Source organism: Halobacillus litoralis (assembly GCF_009856445.1).
Lineage (GTDB): Bacteria > Bacillota > Bacilli > Bacillales > Halobacillaceae > Halobacillus > Halobacillus litoralis.
Genome location: NZ_WMFA01000002.1, coordinates 722,028 through 739,983 on the forward strand (window position 1 = coordinate 722,028; position 17,956 = coordinate 739,983).

23 protein-coding genes are annotated in these 17,956 nt (G+C 42.5%); all 23 read left to right on the top strand.

What is annotated here, in order from left to right:
- Window positions 1-913: 913 nt before the first annotated feature.
- The 23 genes from flgB (at window position 914) to flhB (ending at window position 17,945) form a co-directional block, all read left to right on the top strand.
- Window positions 914-1,306, top strand: a complete 393-nt coding sequence (gene flgB / locus GLW00_RS08890) for a flagellar basal body rod protein FlgB (RefSeq protein ID WP_160913183.1) — start codon at window positions 914-916, stop codon at window positions 1,304-1,306.
- A gap of 3 nt (window positions 1,307-1,309) precedes the next feature.
- Window positions 1,310-1,762 (top strand): flagellar basal body rod protein FlgC, encoded by a 453-nt coding sequence (gene flgC / locus GLW00_RS08895; RefSeq protein ID WP_160913185.1) that lies wholly within the window; start codon window positions 1,310-1,312, stop codon window positions 1,760-1,762.
- A gap of 17 nt (window positions 1,763-1,779) precedes the next feature.
- Entirely contained in the window at window positions 1,780-2,085 is a 306-nt protein-coding gene (gene fliE, locus GLW00_RS08900; protein WP_160913187.1) for a flagellar hook-basal body complex protein FliE, read from the top strand.
- Between the two features lie 64 nt (window positions 2,086-2,149).
- Complete coding sequence (fliF, locus tag GLW00_RS08905) at window positions 2,150-3,760, top strand: flagellar basal-body MS-ring/collar protein FliF (protein WP_160913189.1); 1,611 nt, start codon at window positions 2,150-2,152, stop codon at window positions 3,758-3,760.
- 12 nt (window positions 3,761-3,772) lie between these two features.
- The gene (gene fliG, locus GLW00_RS08910) at window positions 3,773-4,786 is read left to right on the top strand and encodes a flagellar motor switch protein FliG (RefSeq protein WP_160913191.1); all 1,014 of its coding nucleotides are present in this window, start codon (window positions 3,773-3,775) and stop codon (window positions 4,784-4,786) included.
- Complete coding sequence (gene fliH / locus GLW00_RS08915) at window positions 4,770-5,531, top strand: flagellar assembly protein FliH (RefSeq protein WP_160913193.1); 762 nt, start codon at window positions 4,770-4,772, stop codon at window positions 5,529-5,531. The genes fliG and fliH overlap by 17 nt, the downstream gene beginning before the upstream one ends.
- The gene (gene fliI, locus GLW00_RS08920; protein WP_160913195.1) at window positions 5,524-6,828 is read left to right on the top strand and encodes a flagellar protein export ATPase FliI; all 1,305 of its coding nucleotides are present in this window, start codon (window positions 5,524-5,526) and stop codon (window positions 6,826-6,828) included. Before fliH ends, fliI begins: the two co-directional genes overlap by 8 nt.
- 13 nt (window positions 6,829-6,841) lie before the next feature.
- Entirely contained in the window at window positions 6,842-7,291 is a 450-nt protein-coding gene (gene fliJ / locus GLW00_RS08925) for a flagellar export protein FliJ (protein ID WP_160913197.1), read from the top strand.
- Between the two features lie 4 nt (window positions 7,292-7,295).
- Entirely contained in the window at window positions 7,296-7,871 is a 576-nt protein-coding gene (locus GLW00_RS08930; protein WP_160913199.1) for a magnesium transporter MgtE N-terminal domain-containing protein, read from the top strand.
- A 26-nt stretch (window positions 7,872-7,897) separates the two neighbouring features.
- Window positions 7,898-9,328 (top strand): flagellar hook-length control protein FliK, encoded by a 1,431-nt coding sequence (locus GLW00_RS08935; RefSeq protein ID WP_160913201.1) that lies wholly within the window; start codon window positions 7,898-7,900, stop codon window positions 9,326-9,328.
- An 8-nt stretch (window positions 9,329-9,336) separates the two neighbouring features.
- Window positions 9,337-9,804 (top strand): flagellar hook assembly protein FlgD, encoded by a 468-nt coding sequence (gene flgD, locus GLW00_RS08940; protein WP_160913203.1) that lies wholly within the window; start codon window positions 9,337-9,339, stop codon window positions 9,802-9,804.
- A gap of 1 nt (window position 9,805) precedes the next feature.
- A complete protein-coding gene (locus GLW00_RS08945) occupies window positions 9,806-10,171 on the top strand; it encodes a TIGR02530 family flagellar biosynthesis protein (RefSeq protein WP_160913205.1) in 366 nt (121 codons plus the stop codon).
- 82 nt (window positions 10,172-10,253) lie between these two features.
- Entirely contained in the window at window positions 10,254-11,162 is a 909-nt protein-coding gene (gene flgG / locus GLW00_RS08950) for a flagellar basal body rod protein FlgG (protein ID WP_160913207.1), read from the top strand.
- Between the two features lie 43 nt (window positions 11,163-11,205).
- Entirely contained in the window at window positions 11,206-11,421 is a 216-nt protein-coding gene (locus tag GLW00_RS08955; RefSeq protein ID WP_160913208.1) for a flagellar FlbD family protein, read from the top strand.
- Window positions 11,418-11,834 (top strand): flagellar basal body-associated protein FliL, encoded by a 417-nt coding sequence (fliL, locus tag GLW00_RS08960; protein WP_160913210.1) that lies wholly within the window; start codon window positions 11,418-11,420, stop codon window positions 11,832-11,834. Before GLW00_RS08955 ends, fliL begins: the two co-directional genes overlap by 4 nt.
- A gap of 27 nt (window positions 11,835-11,861) precedes the next feature.
- Window positions 11,862-12,863, top strand: coding sequence for a flagellar motor switch protein FliM (fliM, locus tag GLW00_RS08965; protein ID WP_160913212.1), 1,002 nt, complete (start codon window positions 11,862-11,864; stop codon window positions 12,861-12,863).
- Window positions 12,856-14,070 (top strand): flagellar motor switch phosphatase FliY, encoded by a 1,215-nt coding sequence (gene fliY / locus GLW00_RS08970; RefSeq protein ID WP_160913214.1) that lies wholly within the window; start codon window positions 12,856-12,858, stop codon window positions 14,068-14,070. Before fliM ends, fliY begins: the two co-directional genes overlap by 8 nt.
- 27 nt (window positions 14,071-14,097) lie before the next feature.
- On the top strand, window positions 14,098-14,460 hold the full coding sequence (locus GLW00_RS08975; RefSeq protein WP_160913216.1) for a response regulator: 363 nt from the start codon (window positions 14,098-14,100) through the stop codon (window positions 14,458-14,460).
- An 11-nt stretch (window positions 14,461-14,471) separates the two neighbouring features.
- On the top strand, window positions 14,472-15,131 hold the full coding sequence (locus GLW00_RS08980) for a flagellar biosynthetic protein FliO (RefSeq protein ID WP_160913218.1): 660 nt from the start codon (window positions 14,472-14,474) through the stop codon (window positions 15,129-15,131).
- Window positions 15,124-15,789: a flagellar type III secretion system pore protein FliP gene (fliP, locus tag GLW00_RS08985; protein WP_160913220.1), complete on the top strand. Its 666-nt coding sequence runs from the start codon at window positions 15,124-15,126 to the stop codon at window positions 15,787-15,789. The genes GLW00_RS08980 and fliP overlap by 8 nt, the downstream gene beginning before the upstream one ends.
- Before the next feature lie 17 nt (window positions 15,790-15,806).
- Window positions 15,807-16,076, top strand: a complete 270-nt coding sequence (gene fliQ / locus GLW00_RS08990) for a flagellar biosynthesis protein FliQ (protein WP_089652403.1) — start codon at window positions 15,807-15,809, stop codon at window positions 16,074-16,076.
- A 1-nt stretch (window position 16,077) separates the two neighbouring features.
- The gene (gene fliR / locus GLW00_RS08995) at window positions 16,078-16,854 is read left to right on the top strand and encodes a flagellar biosynthetic protein FliR (RefSeq protein ID WP_160913222.1); all 777 of its coding nucleotides are present in this window, start codon (window positions 16,078-16,080) and stop codon (window positions 16,852-16,854) included.
- Between the two features lie 5 nt (window positions 16,855-16,859).
- The gene (gene flhB / locus GLW00_RS09000) at window positions 16,860-17,945 is read left to right on the top strand and encodes a flagellar biosynthesis protein FlhB (protein WP_160913224.1); all 1,086 of its coding nucleotides are present in this window, start codon (window positions 16,860-16,862) and stop codon (window positions 17,943-17,945) included.
- Window positions 17,946-17,956 lie beyond the last annotated feature (11 nt).

Here is a 17,956-nt window from a genome sequence, read left to right on the forward strand (position 1 = left end):
GGCGGTTTTTTTTATGCGTTTATTGAGTTTCAATAGGCCCTGTTATTCCTTAACATCGTGGTGATGGGATGAGCTTCATCGTTCAGACACGTTTATCTCCTGGAAATTCTGCAATGACACTTTCCTGTAGGGTGTAGCGAGGCTTTAGCACAGCGTCCGGCCTGTTCTATTCAATATCCGTCGGCCAGCGGGAGATCTGAAGTTTCTTAAGCGGGCCCACCCGATTGATGTTACAGAAGAACCTTCATGCGCGAGAGCTCTCTTTTACTCACTCTCATGCTATAAAAAATGATTATTTTTACCTCAATACCTGATCAGGAGAGGAAATGACTCACTTTCATGAAGTCGTTATTATCATAAGAGTTCTTGAAGAACATTGAGAAGTCGGAGAACGGAAGCGGGAATGGAGGGTTTTCACATGAAATCTGCAGCTACGCTAATCTGTGATATAAACGCTGGATGAAGCCCATGAAGTAAACAAAAAGAACGCAGAAATTCGAATGTGATTCAAAAGGCTTACTGAACTTCACGAAAAAGGGTGGATTTCTCTCCTCTATAATCGTCGTGATAGCAACCTTTTACATTAATTCCATATATTAAAACGAAGAAAGACCATTTTTTCCAGGCTGATGTGTTTTTTAACAGTTTAACCTATTTTCACTATCTTATGTCGTGTTTTAAAAATATCCAAAATATATTCACTATTCGACAAAAAGTTATGTAATAATGTTCATTATGGGAAAGATTTCGACACTTGGAAACAAAAGTTAAAAATTAAGGAATATAGACCTGATTCTTTTGGGGTGTTTGTAATACTCTCGTAAAAAAGTAGCTTTTTATATAGACACAAGTACGTGAATTTTTTTACAATTGTGTCTGTGAGTATGGAAAAATGTCGAATAGAGGTGGAGTAATGGCTCTTTTCAGTAGCACTTTTACAAGTTTAGAGAATGCCTTGGATTATTCATCAGCTAAAAACAGAGCGATCTCTAATAATATTGCCAACGTGGATACACCGGGGTATAAAGCTAAAGGCGTTGCTTTCAAAGATGTCTTAAATCAGGAACATTCATTCCTGCAGGCGAAAAGAACGAATGATCGTCATTTACCCTTTACGAATAACACTGGCCAACCGTACCGGACGTTTACAAAAACAGATACGGTATACAATCATAACGGAAATAACGTGGACATCGATAAAGAAATGAATGAACTGGCACAAAATCAAATCCAGTATCAGGCTTTAGTTGACCGCATGAGTGGTAAATTCCGCAGCCTGGAATCTGTTATCAGGGGAGGGAATTAACAGATGAGTATCTTTCATGCAATGAACAATAGTGCAAGCGCACTCACAGCTCAGCGCTTACGTATGGATGTAGCTTCATCGAACATGGCGAACGCAAACACAACAAGAGCCACTTTTGATGAAAATGGGGAATGGCAGCCTTACCGGCGCAAGATGGTCGTCTTTGAGCCGTCTGAAAACAACTTCAAGAGTTTCTTACATAAAGCAGTCAGCGATTCATCACAAGGAAGTGGTGTGGAAGCAACAGCAATCATTGAGGACGAAGAGCCTTTTAAACTCGTATACAACCCAAATCATCCAGATGCCAACGGGGATGGTTATGTAGAACTGCCTAATGTCGACCCTTTAAAAGAAATGGTTGATATGATGAGTGCCACACGTTCGTATGAGGCGAATGTGACGGCCGTCAATGCTTCTAAAAGTATGTTAATGAAAGCTTTGGAAATCGGAAGATAAAGTAAGGAGAATAGAGAATGTCCAACCCTATAATTAACACAATCCCCTTAAGCCAACCTTCTCAAACCCAATGGAAGAAAAATATTTCTCCTGGTGAAGCTCATGCAACATTTGCCAATCAATTAAAGGATGCTGTTGCAGGAGTGAACAAAGCTCAAATTTTGTCTAATGAAAAGACAAAAGCACTCGCACGGGGAGATATCAACGATTTGCACGATGTGATGATCTCTTCACAAAAGGCAAGCATCACGATGAAGACAACTGTGGAAATGCAGAGTAAAGTCGTGGAAGCATATAAAGAAATTATGCGTATGCAGGTATAACTCTGCTTTATATTTAATTCGCACTAAACCATTCGCTTAGGTCGTGCTTTTTTTGGGGGCAACTATGAAAGAAAAAATAAAAAAATATCAAGGAAGAATGACAACCTTTTGGAAAGAGCGGAAAACATCACAAAAGGGGTGGATAATCGGTGGGGTGGCTGCCATTATTTTTATCTTTATCCTAACTGGTGTGTTCGCTTCACGTACGAATATGGTTCCCTTATACAGAGATTTGACATTACAGGAAATTGGTCAAATTAAGACGGAACTGGAAACAAGAGGAGTTACATATGAACTGGATCAAGGAGGATCTACGATACTTGTTCCAGACACGCAGGCAGAAGGTTTACTTGTTGATCTCGCAGCTGCTGGCCTGCCTAATAGTGGAACCATAGATTATGGTTTTTTCAGTGGAAATACATCCTGGGGGATGACGGATAATGAGTTTGATGTCATTAAACTGGATGCGATGCAGACTGAACTTGCTAATTTAATGAAAGGCATCACAGGCATTCAGGATGCTCAAGTCATGATCAATATGCCGGAAGAACAGGTTTTCGTTTCTGAATCCGCGCAACCGGCCTCTGCCTCTATTGTGCTCAATGTACAGCCGGGGCACCAAATTGAGGACGGTCAAATCGAAGCACTTTATAACTTAGCTTCAAAATCTGTACCGAATCTGCCTAAAGATAATATCGTCATTATGGACCAGAATTTCAACTATTTTGATATCAACAAATCTCAAATGGGTGGTTCTGACAATGCTTATACATATCAGCAGAATGTAAAAAAAGACATTGAAAGAGACATTAAGCAGCGTCTTCAGCGTATGCTGGGCATGATGATCGGCCAGCAAAAAGTGATAGCAACGGTTACAGCAGATATTGATTTCACTAAGGAAAATCGTGTAGAGGAACTGGTTGAGCCCGTAGACCCTGAAACAATGGAAGGGCTGCCTGTGAGTGTAGAAAGAATTGAAGAAACTTACGAAGGGGGTATTCCTGAAGGTGGCCCTGTAGGTACAGAAGAAGGGGACATACCTGAATACCCGGCTGGCACAGAAGGTTCTGGTGGAGATTACGAAATGAATCGTGAAACCATCAACAATGAGTTCAACAGAATCAAGAAGAATATTGAAGAAAGTCCATATAAGGTCAGGGATTTAGGAATTCAAGTAGCGATTGATAATACTAAGAGTGTCGGTACAGAAGGAGAGATCGAATACCTGACTGCTGCTGAACAACAAACTGTGCAAGAGAGCGTACAGTCCATTGTGGATTCAATGATTACCACGTCGATTAATGGCGAATACGGAGAAATAGATACACAGGAGAAAGTATCCATCGTGTTCCAGGAATTCAATGGGGAACCCGAATTCCCTGATGCACGGGAAGGCATTCCTCTATGGGTTTACATTATCGGAGCCCTACTCTTATTTACGATTCTCGTACTTCTCATCGTTATCGCTAGAAGAAAGAGAGCGAAGGTAGACGAGGATGAGGAAGACTATAGGTTCTTTGAAGAAGAGGTACAAGAATCCAGACCTCAGGAAATCCCTTCTATAGAAGAGCGGGAAGATGAAGGAACGCGTAAACGGAAACAGTTGGAAAAAATGGCGAAAGAAAAACCGGAAGATTTCGCGAAATTATTGCGATCTTGGATTGCGGAAGATTAAGGAGGTCTATGTATGGCCTTAAGAAAAACAAAGTTGACTGGCAAGCAGAAAGCGGCTGTTCTGTTGATCTCTCTTGGTCCGGATGTTGCTGCTCAAGTTTACAAACATTTAGATGAAGAAGAGATTGAACAATTGACATTGGAAATCTCTTCTGTTCAAAAAGTGGATAGTAAAGAAAAAGAAGAAATCCTGGATCAGTTTCATCAAATTGCATTAGCTCAGGATTATATTTCACAGGGTGGAATCGGCTATGCTAAAACGATTCTTGAGAAAGCACTTGGTTCGGATGAAGCATCAAATATCATCGGGCGACTCACTTCATCTTTGCAAGTGAAGCCATTTGACTTCGCGAGAAAAGCGGATGCTCATCAGATCTTGAACTTTATTCAAAACGAGCACCCACAAACCATAGCACTAGTATTGTCCTACCTCGACCCTGAACAGTCTGGACAGATATTATCAGAACTCCCCCAGGAACTTCAGGCAGATGTGGCTCGAAGGATTGCCACTATGGATTCCACTTCCCCTGAAGTGATCAGTCAGGTAGAACAAATTCTTGAGAAAAAGTTGTCTGCAACAGTCACTCAGGACTATACAGAAACGGGTGGAATTCAAGCGGTTGTGGAAGTTTTAAATGGTGTTGATCGTAGTACAGAAAGGACGATCCTTGACTCCCTTGAAATACAAGATCCGGAACTCGCAGAAGAAATTAAGAAACGGATGTTTGTGTTTGAGGATATTGTTGCTCTGGATAACAGAGCGATACAGAGGATCATCCGTGATGTTGAAAATGATGATCTGCGACTGTCACTTAAAGTGTCCAGTGAAGAAGTGAAGGACATCGTATTCAGTAACATGTCTGAACGGATGGCAACCACTTTTAAAGAAGAGATGGAATTTATGGGACCTGTCAGACTGCGGGATGTGGAAGAAGCGCAGACGAGAGTAGTTTCCACCATTCGCCGTTTAGAAGATGTTGGAGAAATCGTAATAGCAAGAGGTGGAGGAGATGACATCATTGTCTAATGGCGGATCTTCTTCCAATGGCCGTGTCATTGGCTTAAGACCTGTTCATTTTCAAGGACATCGCACAAATGAAGAAGAACAAGACCAGCAAAGGCTGCAAATCAAGCAGCACTTACAGCAGGCTCAAGAAGATTTAGAGGCCGCCAGGAAGCAAAGGAATCAATTGATTCGTTCCACGGAAGAAGAAATAGAGTCTTTGAAAGCCACTTGGGAAGAAGAAAGAAAAATGATTGAAAGTGAAGCCTATCAGAAAGGGATGAAAGAGGGATTTCAACAAGGTCATAAAGAAGGATACGAAACCTTCCAAACCCGGTTATCCCAGGCTAATGATATGATCCTTCAAGCGAAAGATTCGCATGACCGTATGGTTACAAATAGTGAAAGAACGATTGTAGAAGTAGCTATGAAAACTGCCGAAAAGATTCTTAACAAGAAACTGGAAGAAGATCCGACTTCGTTTATGCCGGTGGTTAAAAAAGTGATGGAAGAGGTCAAAGGACAACCAGAAGTCGCCTTGTATGTCCACCCGGAAAAATATAGTTTGGTCCATAAGCAGTCTGATGAACTTGAAAGGCTGATTACACCATCCTCATACTTAAGTATTTATGCAGAAGAAGAGTTAGACCCTAACGCATGTATCGTGGAGTCACGGTTTGGAAGACTTGATGGAAGCATAGATACTCAGTTATCAGAACTTAGGCATCAACTGCTCTCGGTGGCATATGAGGAGATGGGAAATGAATAGTCAGCGTTATTTTGATGCGATCGCCAATGCAAAATCTATGAAAAGGTACGGGAAAATTCATAGGGTTGTCGGACTTATGATTGAATCCAAAGGGCCGGAAGCCTCTGTCGGTGATTTGTGTTATATCCATACTTCTGAACAAAAAGAAAAAATCGCAGCCGAAGTGGTCGGTTTCAACAATGAAAACATCCTTTTGATGCCTTTTCGAGAATTAAAGGAAGTGGGGCCTGGAAGCATTGTCGAAGCTACCGGTGAACCTATGCGAATCAAAGTCGGGATGGGGCTTGTCGGTAAGATCCTGGATGCTACAGGGCACCCGTTAGATGGTGCATCGATGCCACTAGGTTTAAGGGGGTATCCTACAGACCAGAATCCTCCCAACCCTCTCATGCGTCCACCGATTCATGAACCGATTCAAGTAGGCGTGAGAGCTGTTGACACCATGTTGACGGTCGGCAAAGGACAGAGAATCGGTATATTTGCAGGAAGCGGTGTTGGTAAAAGTACCTTGATGGGAATGATCGCCAGAAACAGCTCCGCCGATTTAAATGTGATCGCCTTGATTGGGGAAAGAGGGCGGGAAGTGAGGGAGTTCATTGAGAATGATCTCGGTGATGAGGGGTTAAAAAACTCCATTCTTGTCGTTGCTACTTCCGACCAGCCAGCTTTGATGAGAGTAAAGGGAGCTTACACAGCGACAGCCATCAGTGAATATTTTCGTGACCTTGGGTATAACGTCAATTTGATGATGGATTCTGTCACTCGTTTTGCCATGGCGCAGCGTGAGATCGGTCTTGCAACTGGAGAACCACCGACGACCAAAGGCTATACGCCCTCCGTTTTTGCACTCTTACCCAAACTATTAGAAAGAACGGGGTCCAGTACAAATGGAACGATTACAGCCTTTTACACAGTTTTAGTTGATGGTGATGATTTGAATGAACCGATCTCTGATACTGTAAGGGGAATTCTAGATGGTCATTTTGTTCTTGATCGTAAACTCGCGGAACAAGGACATTTTCCAGCCATCAATATTTTGAAGTCCATCAGCCGAGTGATGAAGCAAATTGTCTCTTACGAGCATAAGGAATCAGCTGAGAAGTTGCGAGCTCTTTTAGCTACGTATGAAGAAAATAGTGAGTTGATTCAAATCGGGGCCTATAAAAAAGGGTCCAGTAAAGAAATCGACCAAGCGATATCCTATCACTCTGCCATCATTCAATTTTTAAGACAAGGGATTCACGAACCAGCAAGATTTGAGAAGTCCGTGGAAGATTTGAGAAATCTGTTCCTATAGGAGGCTGAATGACATGGCTGAAATTCAAACATTCCAAAGAATTAGAGACTTGAGAGATAGAGAGAAACAACAAAACCACAAGGTCTATCAGGATGCGGTCAATGATTTCGAAAAACAGGCAGAAAAACTTTATGAATGCCTGAGAAAAAAGGAATTAGCGGAAAAAAGCTTTGAAGAAGAAATGAAGAACCAAACAGTGAGAGCGGATGCGATCGTGCGGCACCAGCGATACATACAAAGTTTACAGGAAACGATCGACCACCTCCAACCTGCTGTGCAAAATGCCAGAGTGAATATGCAGCAAAAACAAGCCAAACTTTCCAGGGCTCATATAGAGGTGAAGAAGTTTGAAAAGATTGTGGAGCATAAGCAGGAAGAGCAATGGAATTTTATGAAACATGAAGAAACCAAGCAGATGGATGAACTATCCATGCAACAATACTTGAATTTTCAGAATAGGTGATGGAATGACAAAGAGTACATACACGAAAAAAGACAAAAAATCCTTTTTGAAAATCATCACCGCCATTATCTTTCCCTTGATTTTTCTTATCACACTGACATTGATTGTACTCACCTTGAGTGGCGTAAATGTTTTTGAGGAGGTTGAGAGGTACGCCAGTCGTATTCCAGGTCTATCCTCTGTTGCTTCATCTGAAGGTAAAGATACAGATTGTGGCGAGATGGACCGATTGAAGGCCGTCATTGCCAACAAAGAAGCGGAAGTGGAAGAACTCCAATCAGAAGCTGATAGTAAACAGAGTCAAATCAATGAACTGGAACAACAAGTGGTGCAGTTGAAAGCTGATTTGGAAGAGGCAGTGGCAGAAGAGGGGAACAATGAGGATTCAAAAGTATCAGCAATGGCTCGCTCCTTTCAGGAGATGGATCCAGAAGAAGCGGCTCCTATCCTCGAAAGTATGAACCAAAATCTAGCGGTCCAAGTCTTGAGTGAAGTAGCCAGTGAAGAAAAAGGAGAAATCCTGGGTCAGATGGACCCTGAAGCTGCAGCTAACATTGCAAGTATGCTGATTGAAGAGTAAGACTTCCTTGAAAGGGGGTGCAAAAAATGAATACAGCTTTAATGACGCTCTCTGGGCCATCTCACAAAAAAGTGATGAATTCTATTATGAAAAAAGAGGAAGAGGGAGCCACTGAAGAAGTTTTGTTTGGATCTATTCTTCTCGATCTTCAAGGAAGGACCACAGTGTCAATTCCAGAGGAAAGCAACCTGAAGGAAACAAAAGAAAAATTCATGGAGCTTTTTAATAAAATCGAGGCCATGATTTCGAACCTGATAGAACAAGGTGAATGGTCTGATGGTCAAGGTGCGTATTGGAATGAAACCATTCGCAATGCTAAAGGAGCTGTCTCTGAAGGACTTTTCTCAAAAATAATTTCACCCATGGAAGAACTGGGACAGCAACTCATCGCTGAAGAACCCCTTGCTGATTTATCCGAACAGACCCAGGAACTGGCAGGAACATTCAAAGAACTGGCATTACTTCTGAAAACAGTGACGACAAAGAGTGAAAGCTCCCTGCAGCACCTTACTCCTTTATTTACTGGGGAAGAGGTTGTATCTGCTTCAAATCCTGACCACATAGAAAAAAACTTACATAAGACATGGCAGGAGATGAAGAGCATCATTCAGACTTTTCATGAGAAAGATCCTTCTCCTCAAGCTTCTCATAAAGCTGGGAAAGAAATGAAGGAATTGTTACAGAAGTTCATGCATCTTGTTGAGTCGCTACCTAATCATAAATCAACAGGGCAGGGTGTTCTTGAAAGGATTACTCAGGAAGGTACGCTTCAAGAGCGACAGGTGTTCAGTAAATTGATCCATATGTATCAAAACCGGACGGATGTTCCAAAAACTTACCATCAACAAACACCTCTAACAGGAAAGGACATCGTTAAATGGGTGAAGCAGGCAATGGGGGAAGATCTTCAACAAGAGCCTAAACTTCAAGCCCCCAAGTATCAGCCATTATCCAATAATGTAACGATGCCCATGACTAAAGTGGAACAACATGTCATCCATATGAACCAGAATCAAGAGAGCGCATCTTCTCAAAAACAGATGATCCAGCAGCTGGAGAAAATCATTCAATCCAGTCGGCTGCTCACAAATCCTAAAGGCAGTATGGAAATGCTGATTAAGTTGAAACCGGGGAACCTTGGGGATCTAACCGTAAAATTTGCTCAGGTTAATGGGGAAATGGCAGTGAAGATATTAGTAACGAGTCAAGCCGCTAAAGAGATGCTCGAAGGGAACAAAACGCAACTGAGACATATGTTTTCCCCTCAGCAAGTGGTGATAGAAAAGGTGGAATCATCTGCTTTGCAGCAACAGCTCCATGAGCAGATGGATAGCAGCAGTAAAGACCGGGAGCAACCAAATGACCATAATCAGCATGTTGAAGAGCAGGATGATATGGAAATGACAGAGAACGAAGAACTCAGTTTCCACGAAATCTTAATGAATGAGAAAGTATAGGTGATGGTATGACAAGTATTGATCCCTCTCTCTATTTGCAGAATCAGCAGGTTCGAGGGACCGGGAGCAGCACGCTCGGTAAAGATGATTTCTTGAAAATCCTCATGGCTCAAATAAAAAACCAAAATCCGCTGGACCCTATGAAAGACAAAGAGTTTATTTCACAAATGACAGAGTTCTCAAGCCTTGAACAGATGACAAATATGTCACAGTCCTTTCAAAGATTCATAGACACCCAGAATCTCCCTCCGCTTATTCAATACAGTGGGCTGATTGGAAAAGAAGTTTCTTATCCAGTTTATGATCAGGAAACAGGACTAGTGGATCGTACGGAATCAGACATTGTCCAAGCGGTCAACCAGTCCGGAGGAGAAACTTACCTGGAACTCGAATCAGGAGAGAAAATCTCAGTGGCATACATTACCAAAGTAGGTGAAGTGGACGGAAATTCTGAGAAAGAGGTTGAAGAGGGATAAGATGGACCCGCGCATTCAATCTTTACACAGGCCGTTATCCATACCAAAAAAGCAGCCGCGGGCTAAGAAGGCTAATGTTCCTTTTCAACAGTTCCTTCATGGAGCGAAAGAAATCAAAGTAAGTAAACATGCGATGGACAGGTTACAAGAGCGGAAGATTGAGATCAGTGAAAAAACCTGGTCAAAAATTGGAGAGAAAATGATCGAAGCCCGCAAAAAAGGGGTCGACCAATCCTTGGTCGTACTTAAGGAAGCAGCCCTCGTGGTCAGCTCAAAAAATCGAACGGTTGTAACCGCCATGGACCGCGAGGAGACACAATCTCAGATTTTCACCAATATTAATGGAACAATTTTTGTAAACGAATAGGCTGGACCCTTAACGGGAGGCCTTACCATCTGCTGACCGATTGATGCAGGTGAACCTACCGAAGGAAAGGAATGTCGTCAATATGCTACGTTCAATGTACTCAGGGATTTCTGGTATGAAAGGCTTTCAGACAAAACTCGATACGATTGGAAATAACATCGCAAACGTCAACACTTATGGTTTTAAAAAAGGGAGAGTCACTTTTCAGGATATGATGAGCCAGACGATGTCTGCCGCTCAAGGGCCTACCGCTTTGGCTGACGGAGAGAATATAAGAGGGGGATTGAATCCTTCCCAGGTGGGGCTTGGGTCTCAAGTGGGTTCAATTGATACCATCCACACTCAGGGAAACAGGCAAACGACGAACCGTCCATTGGATTTAGCTTTAGAAGGAGATGGGATGTTCGTTTTGGGTGAAGGTACAGCAGAGCTTCCCATTTCGACGGATGATGCTGCTCTGGATTTGCAAGCTGTTAATTTATCTTTTACACGTGCAGGGAACTTTTATCTGGATAGTGATGGAGCCATTGTAAATGGTGAAGGAAAATACTTGATTGGTCAGAACGGCGAAGGTGGAGGAGCAGGAGCAATCACCATTCCTACAGATGCCCAAAGTTTCAGTATACAGACCGACGGCACAGTCAACTACATCGATAGTACTGGTAATACTGCTGTAGCTGGTCAAATTCGTTTGGCGCAATTCTCTAACCCGAGTGGTCTTCAGAAAATTGGAGGAAATGCGTTCCAGAATACGAATAACGCTGGAGTTTACTCCGTTGATGGCGAAGGTTTAGCAGGTATCGATGATTTAATTGCTCCTGGTCAAAACGGTACGGGGCAGACAGTATCTGGAGCACTGGAAATGTCCAACGTCGATCTTGCGGAGTCCTTCACTGAAATGATAACGGCTCAACGTGGATTCCAGGCAAACACAAGAATCATCACTACATCGGATGAAATCTTACAAGAACTCGTCAACTTGAAACGATAAAAGGGGGTAGAGGGGTTGAATATCCGCCCCTCTCTATATATCAATGATTACTTTAACTAAATTAAACGGCCAGCTTTTTACTTTCAATGCTATCTACATAGAGCAAATCCAATCGAACCCTGATACGACAGTGATCACAACAACAGGCCGGACGATCCTCGTGAAAGAAAGTGAAGCTGAGGTCGTTGAAAAGGTCACGAGTTTTTATAAAAACATCGGTATTGTCGGGGTGAGAGACAAGGCAGGGGATGACGAATGAATGGATTTAAAGTGATGGTGATTACGTTAAGCACGTTGACCGTCATCGGTGTCGTAGCACTTGTGCTTGTTCTCAATTTTAATGGAGAAAGCGAAGCGAGTGGGGAAAGATCGATTGATGATATTCGTGAAGCCTCTTTTTTAACAGAAGAGATTACTACGGATTTGCAAAACGGAGATTATGTCCGGATCAGCTTTCGGGTTGTGACGGATAGCAAAGAATCGATGGAAGAAATGAAGAAAAGAGACTTTCAAATGCAAAATGTTCTTCTGAAAGAATTATCGACTATGGATTCAGATACGTTTCAGTCTGGACTCTCAGATCTTGAAGCGAAAGTCAAATTAAGACTGAATGATTTCATGGATGAAGGAGAAGTCACAGACGTCTATACGGTAAACAAGGTCCTTCAATAATAGAGAAAAAGAAAGGGGGGTGAGGTTTTGGCAGAAGAGGTTCTCTCGCAGAATGAGATCGATTCATTGCTTTCGGCCCTATCTACCGGGGAGATGAATGCAGAGGAGTTAAAGAACGAAAATAATGAAAAAAAGGTAAAAGTTTATGATTTTAAGAGAGCGCTCCGCTTTTCTAAGGATCAGATCAGAAGTTTAACACGAATACACGAAAATTTTTCCAGGTTGTTGACGACTTATTTTTCAGCGCAACTGAGAACTTATGTGAACATTGAAGTGGCATCAGTGGATCAGTTGCCTTATGAAGAATTTATCCGGTCGATTCCTACGATGACGATCCTGAATATTTTCAGCGTGCCTCCCCTTGAAGGACGGATTCTCTTAGAGGCAAATCCCAACGTTTCTTACGCCATGATGGATCGTGTGCTTGGAGGTAAAGGAAGCAGCGTCAACAAGATCGAGAATTTAACCGAAATTGAAACAACGATCATGTCTCATCTTTTTGAAAGGTCTTTAGAGAATTATCAAGAAGCATGGGGCTCGATTGTCGATATCGATCCTTTACTGGAAGAATTTGAAGTGAATCCGCAATTTCTACAAATGGTCTCACCAAATGAAACCGTAGTCGTTGTGTCATTGAACACGACCATAGGCGAGACAAGCGGGATGATCAACATTTGTATTCCGCATGTTGTACTGGAGCCGATTATCCCAAGATTATCTGTGCACTACTGGATGCAGAAAGAAAAACCAAAAGAACGGGATCCAGAAGAAGTCCAAGCCATCAGTCATACCATCAAGGAAGCAGAGCTGGATGTTAGGGCGGTCCTCGGAGAGGCTGACATGAGCATCGAACAATTTTTAGGGTTGAGTAAAGAGGATGTCATCCGTCTTGACCAGCCCATCGATCAACCGCTGAAAATGAAGGTGGATGATGAAGTTAAATTTTACATACAGCCAGGGAAATCAAGAAATAAACTGGCTGTGCAAGTATTAGAGGAATATCAAGGGGGTGCCGGAGAAAATGAGTGATGATATGTTATCCCAAGATGAAATTGATGCGCTATTAAACGGCGGGGGTGACAATGACAACGAAGAGGGCCTCTCGGATAATGAAGAAACGTTATCGTTATTGGAGGAAGACGCCTTAGGTGAGATCGGCAACATTTCATTCGGGAGTTCAGCGACTGCCCTATCTTCACTTTTGAATCAGAAGGTTGATATTACAACACCGCAGATTTCCGTCTTGGAAAGAAAGAATTTACCGGATGAATTCCCGAAGCCGCACGTAGCGGTCGGCGTTACTTATACCCACGGTTTTTCAGGTGAAAATGTATTCGTAATTCGAACGAAGGATGCCGCCATTATTGCTGATTTAATGCTTGGCGGTGACGGTACCGACCCGGATGATCACCTGAATGAAATTGCATTGAGTGCCGTACAGGAAGCGATGAATCAGATGATGGGATCTGCGGCTACGAGTATGTCGACGATCTTTAATAAAAAAGTAGACATATCTCCGCCAGCCATCGATGTGCTGAATTTGGAGGAAGATGAAGGTACGCACAAGATTCCGGACGAGGAAGTGCTGGTAAAAGTCTCCTTCCAACTCCAGGTAGGGCATTTGATTGATTCCAATATCATGCAGCTCATCCCGGTGAGTTTCGCTAAAGAGCTTGTGGAAGAATTAATGAACCCACAGCAGGAAGAATCTAAGGCTGGAGAGAGCTTTACGTCTGCAGAAGAACCACTTTCAAAGAGTGAAACTGAACCGGTGAAAGAGCAACCTTCTGTTCAAAATCATGAGAAGCAGGGGGACAACATGTCTGAACATACATTCTATGAATCTCCCATGACAGAAGAGCCGCCTCATTCTCCGCAATATGTAGGAGGACCGGCCGGACAGTCAGCAGATGATGCAAATGTTCAAACGGCCGAGTTTCAAAGTTTCACGCCTGTGCAATTGAATGGGTCTGAACAAAAGAATTTGGATATGTTGATGGACATTCCTTTGAAGGTGACGGTAGAGCTTGGGCGGACGAAACGTTCTGTCAGAGAAATACTGGAATTATCATCAGGTTCTGTGCTTGAACTTGATAAATTAGCGGGAGAGCCCGTGGATATCCATGTCAATGAAAAATTGATGGCCAAAGGGGAAGTTGTTGTTATTGATGAGAACTTCGGCGTACGTGTGACGGATATCTTGAGTCCTAAAGAACGTTTAACAAAATTACGATAAATAGTGCATTATTAGGGAGGATTTAATATGGCAGAAAGAATACTGATCGTAGACGACGCAGCATTTATGAGAATGATGGTAAAAGACATTTTAACGAAAAACGGTTATGAAATTGCTGGGGAAGCGGAAGATGGCAAAAAAGCCGTTGAACTCTATAAAGAGGAACAGCCGGATTTGGTTACGATGGATATTACAATGCCGGAGATGGATGGAATTACGGCATTGAAGGAAATTAAAGGCCAACACCCGGATGCCAAAGTGATTATGTGTTCCGCTATGGGACAGCAAGCCATGGTTGTGGATGCCATTCAGGCTGGAGCGAAAGATTTTATCGTTAAACCATTCCAGGCTGATCGTGTAATCGAGGCTATTCAAAAAGCGTTGAGTTAAGAAGAATGTCCATGATTTCTACAACAAGAGTGACAGTGGCAGCCGTGCTCATCATCCTGATGATGGCAGTTTTTCCTGTACAAGGATTTGCCCAGCCCTCGGCCTTCGAATGTTTGGAGAACCCTCAGCTTGAGGGTTGTCCTTCCTCTGAAGGTGGGCAGAAAGAAGATCAGCAGACATCAGATTCTCCTGTAGAAATGAAGGGCGGGGGTAGTCTTGTTTGGAATGTAGTTAAACTGATCTTTGCATTGATCTTTGTAGTGGCTCTTCTATATGGTTTGCTTAAGTTCTTTAACCAAAAAAATAAAATGTTTAATCAGAACCGTACGATGGAGAACCTGGGTGGAATGAACCTGGGCCCGAGCCTCTCGATCCAGGCTGTACGTATTGGTGAACAAGTCTTTATCCTGGGAGTGGGGGAGACGGTACAAATCATAACTGAAATTACCGAAGAAGAGACAAAGCAGACGTTGTTGAATCAGGAGCAGAACGGGAGTCCATCTCCAAACTTGAACATAAAAAAATGGACGAACAAATGGAAAGACAGACAGGAATCAAGCGGTTCCTCTTCTATCCAATTTCAACAACTGTTTGAAAATCAATTGAACGATATGAAAGATAAAAGGAAGAAAGTTATGGATGAGAAGAGGAGGGATTCTGAGCATGAATGAATTCATTGATATCTTCTCAAGTTCTGACCCGGAGAGTGTCGCAACTTCAGTCAAATTACTTTTATTGCTGACGGTCCTATCCTTGGCACCGGGCATTTTAATATTAATGACAAGCTTCACAAGAATTTTGATCGTTTTGTCATTTGTCAGGACTTCACTGGCTACTCAATCCATGCCCCCCAATCAAGTTCTCATCGGGATCGCATTATTCCTCACTTTCTTCATTATGGCCCCCACATTTCAGGAAGTGAATGAAGAAGCATTGACACCGCTTTTCAATGAAGAAATTACGTTAGATGAAGCCTATGAGGAAGCAAGTGAACCTATGAAAGAATTCATGGGAAAACATACGAGACAAAAGGATCTCGCATTATTTATGAATTATTCAGGCTTGGAAGCACCTGAAAGCATTCAAGATGTCCCGCTCACGACTCTTGTTCCAGCCTTTGCCATCAGTGAATTGAAAACGGCTTTTCAAATGGGATTTATGATCTTTGTTCCTTTTCTAGTCATTGATATGGCTGTAGCGAGTGTCCTTATGTCCATGGGAATGATGATGCTTCCGCCCGTCATGATCTCCCTGCCATTTAAAATTCTACTCTTTGTCCTAGTGGATGGGTGGTACTTAATATCAAAATCTTTATTGGAAGGCTTTTAAGATCGGAGGTTTAAAGAATGAACAGTAATATGGTGATCTCGTTTGCTAAAGAAGGCATTTATACCGTCCTCCTCATTTCGGGTCCATTATTGATTTTGGCACTGGCCATTGGATTACTTGTCAGTATTTTTCAGGCAACGACGCAAATTCAGGAACAAACGCTTGCTTTCATTCCAAAAATCGTGGCTGTTATGATTGGTCTCATCGTCTTCGGGCCGTGGATGCTTACCAATATGGTTGAATTCACTGCTAATATTTTTAATAACTTGAATATCCTGGTGGGATAAGATGCTGGATACGATCGATTGGGCCAATGTGCCAGCGTTTTTGCTCATATTAGTAAGGGTGACGTCTTTTTTTGTAACGCTTCCTCTCTTTTCATATCGGACCGTTCCGACGAGACATAAAGTCGCCTTCAGTTTTTTCTTGGCTGCGATCATGTACTTCACCGTTCCTGCGCCTGAACTGACCATTGATGCAGAGTATTTTCTATTATTGTTTAAAGAAATGGCCGTAGGGATCGGTGTCGGACTCTTAGCCTACATAATTCTCTCAGCAATCCAAATCGCAGGGGGATTCATAGATTTCCAGATGGGCTTTGCCATTGCTAACGTCATTGACCCGCAGACGGGTGCTCAAAGTCCATTAATTGGACAGTATTTATATATTATCACTCTATTATTTATTTTAGCTGTGGATGGTCACCATCTGATGATTGACGGCGTGTTTTACAGCTATGAAATGATTGCCATCGATCAATTTTTACCTTTAAGAGAAGAAGGATGGATTATGTTCGTCATTCAATCTTTCAACCAAATGTTCGTTGTTGCTTTTCTTATGGCCGTTCCAATCGTCGGCTGTCTGTTTTTAGTGGATATCGCTCTTGGCATCATCGCGAGAACAGTACCTCAGCTGAATGTATTTGTTGTTGGTTTACCATTGAAAATTTTTGTAGCCCTGTCTGTGCTTGTCATTGCCATGACTTTTTATGTCATGCTCATACAGAATTTATTTGAAACGATGCTGGTGACGATGCGTGATCTTATGCAAGTATTCGGAGGTTGAGAATAATGGTTTGGTTAAAGCTTGATCTCCAGTATTTTGCTGCAGATGAAAAAACAGAGAAAGCCACACCGAAAAAACGTGAAGATACAAGAAAAAAAGGGCAGGTCCCGAAAAGCCAGGATGTGAATACCGGCTTTTTACTGCTCCTCATATTCGGAACGCTTTTCCTTCTAGGGGGTTATATGGAAGGGACACTCAAAGGCATGTACAAAGTGGCGTTCAATGAGTACATACATAAAGATCTTTCTCAAGAACAGACCCATGCCATGTTCGTGGAGATGACGATGGAAATAACCAAAATCATCGCACCCATCATGGGGGTAGCGGTTGTTGCTGGTATTGCTTCGAATCTCCTTCAGGTAGGGATTATGTTCACAGCAGAACCTTTGAAAATGGATTTGAAAAAATTGGATCCCATCAAAGGTGCGAAAAGGATTTTTTCTGCAAGAGCATTGGTCGAGTTGCTTAAATCACTCTTAAAGATCAGCATGGTTGGGGTCATCACGTTTGCCATCATTTGGGTCAATAAAGACCAAATGATGATGATGTCCCAGAAGTCGGTGGAATCGGCACTGGCTTTTTTTGGAACGATTACGACCATCATGGGGCTGGCTTCTGCGCTAGCCTTGTTGATCTTATCTGTTCTGGATTACACCTATCAAAAATATGACCATGAAAAAAATATACGGATGTCCAAAAAAGACATTAAAGATGAACACAAGAACATGGAAGGTGATCCGCAAATTAAAGCCAAAATCAAGGAAAAGCAGCGCCAGATGTCAGCAGCGAGAATGATGAGTGAGGTTCCGGAAGCTGATGTTGTCATTACCAACCCTACTCACTATGCCATAGCGATCAAATATGATGAGGCGCAGTCAGATGCTCCCTATGTGGTCGCGATGGGCGTGGACTTTATCGCTCTTAAAATCAAGGAAGTGGCGAAATCAAACAATGTGGTGACTGTGGAAAATAGGCCACTGGCGAGAGCTTTGTACCAGCATTCAGAAATTGATAAGCCGATCGATGAACAGTTTTATAAAGCTGTTGCTGAAGTATTGGCTTATGTCTATCAATTAGAAAGAAAAATGTAAGAAAGGAGTAA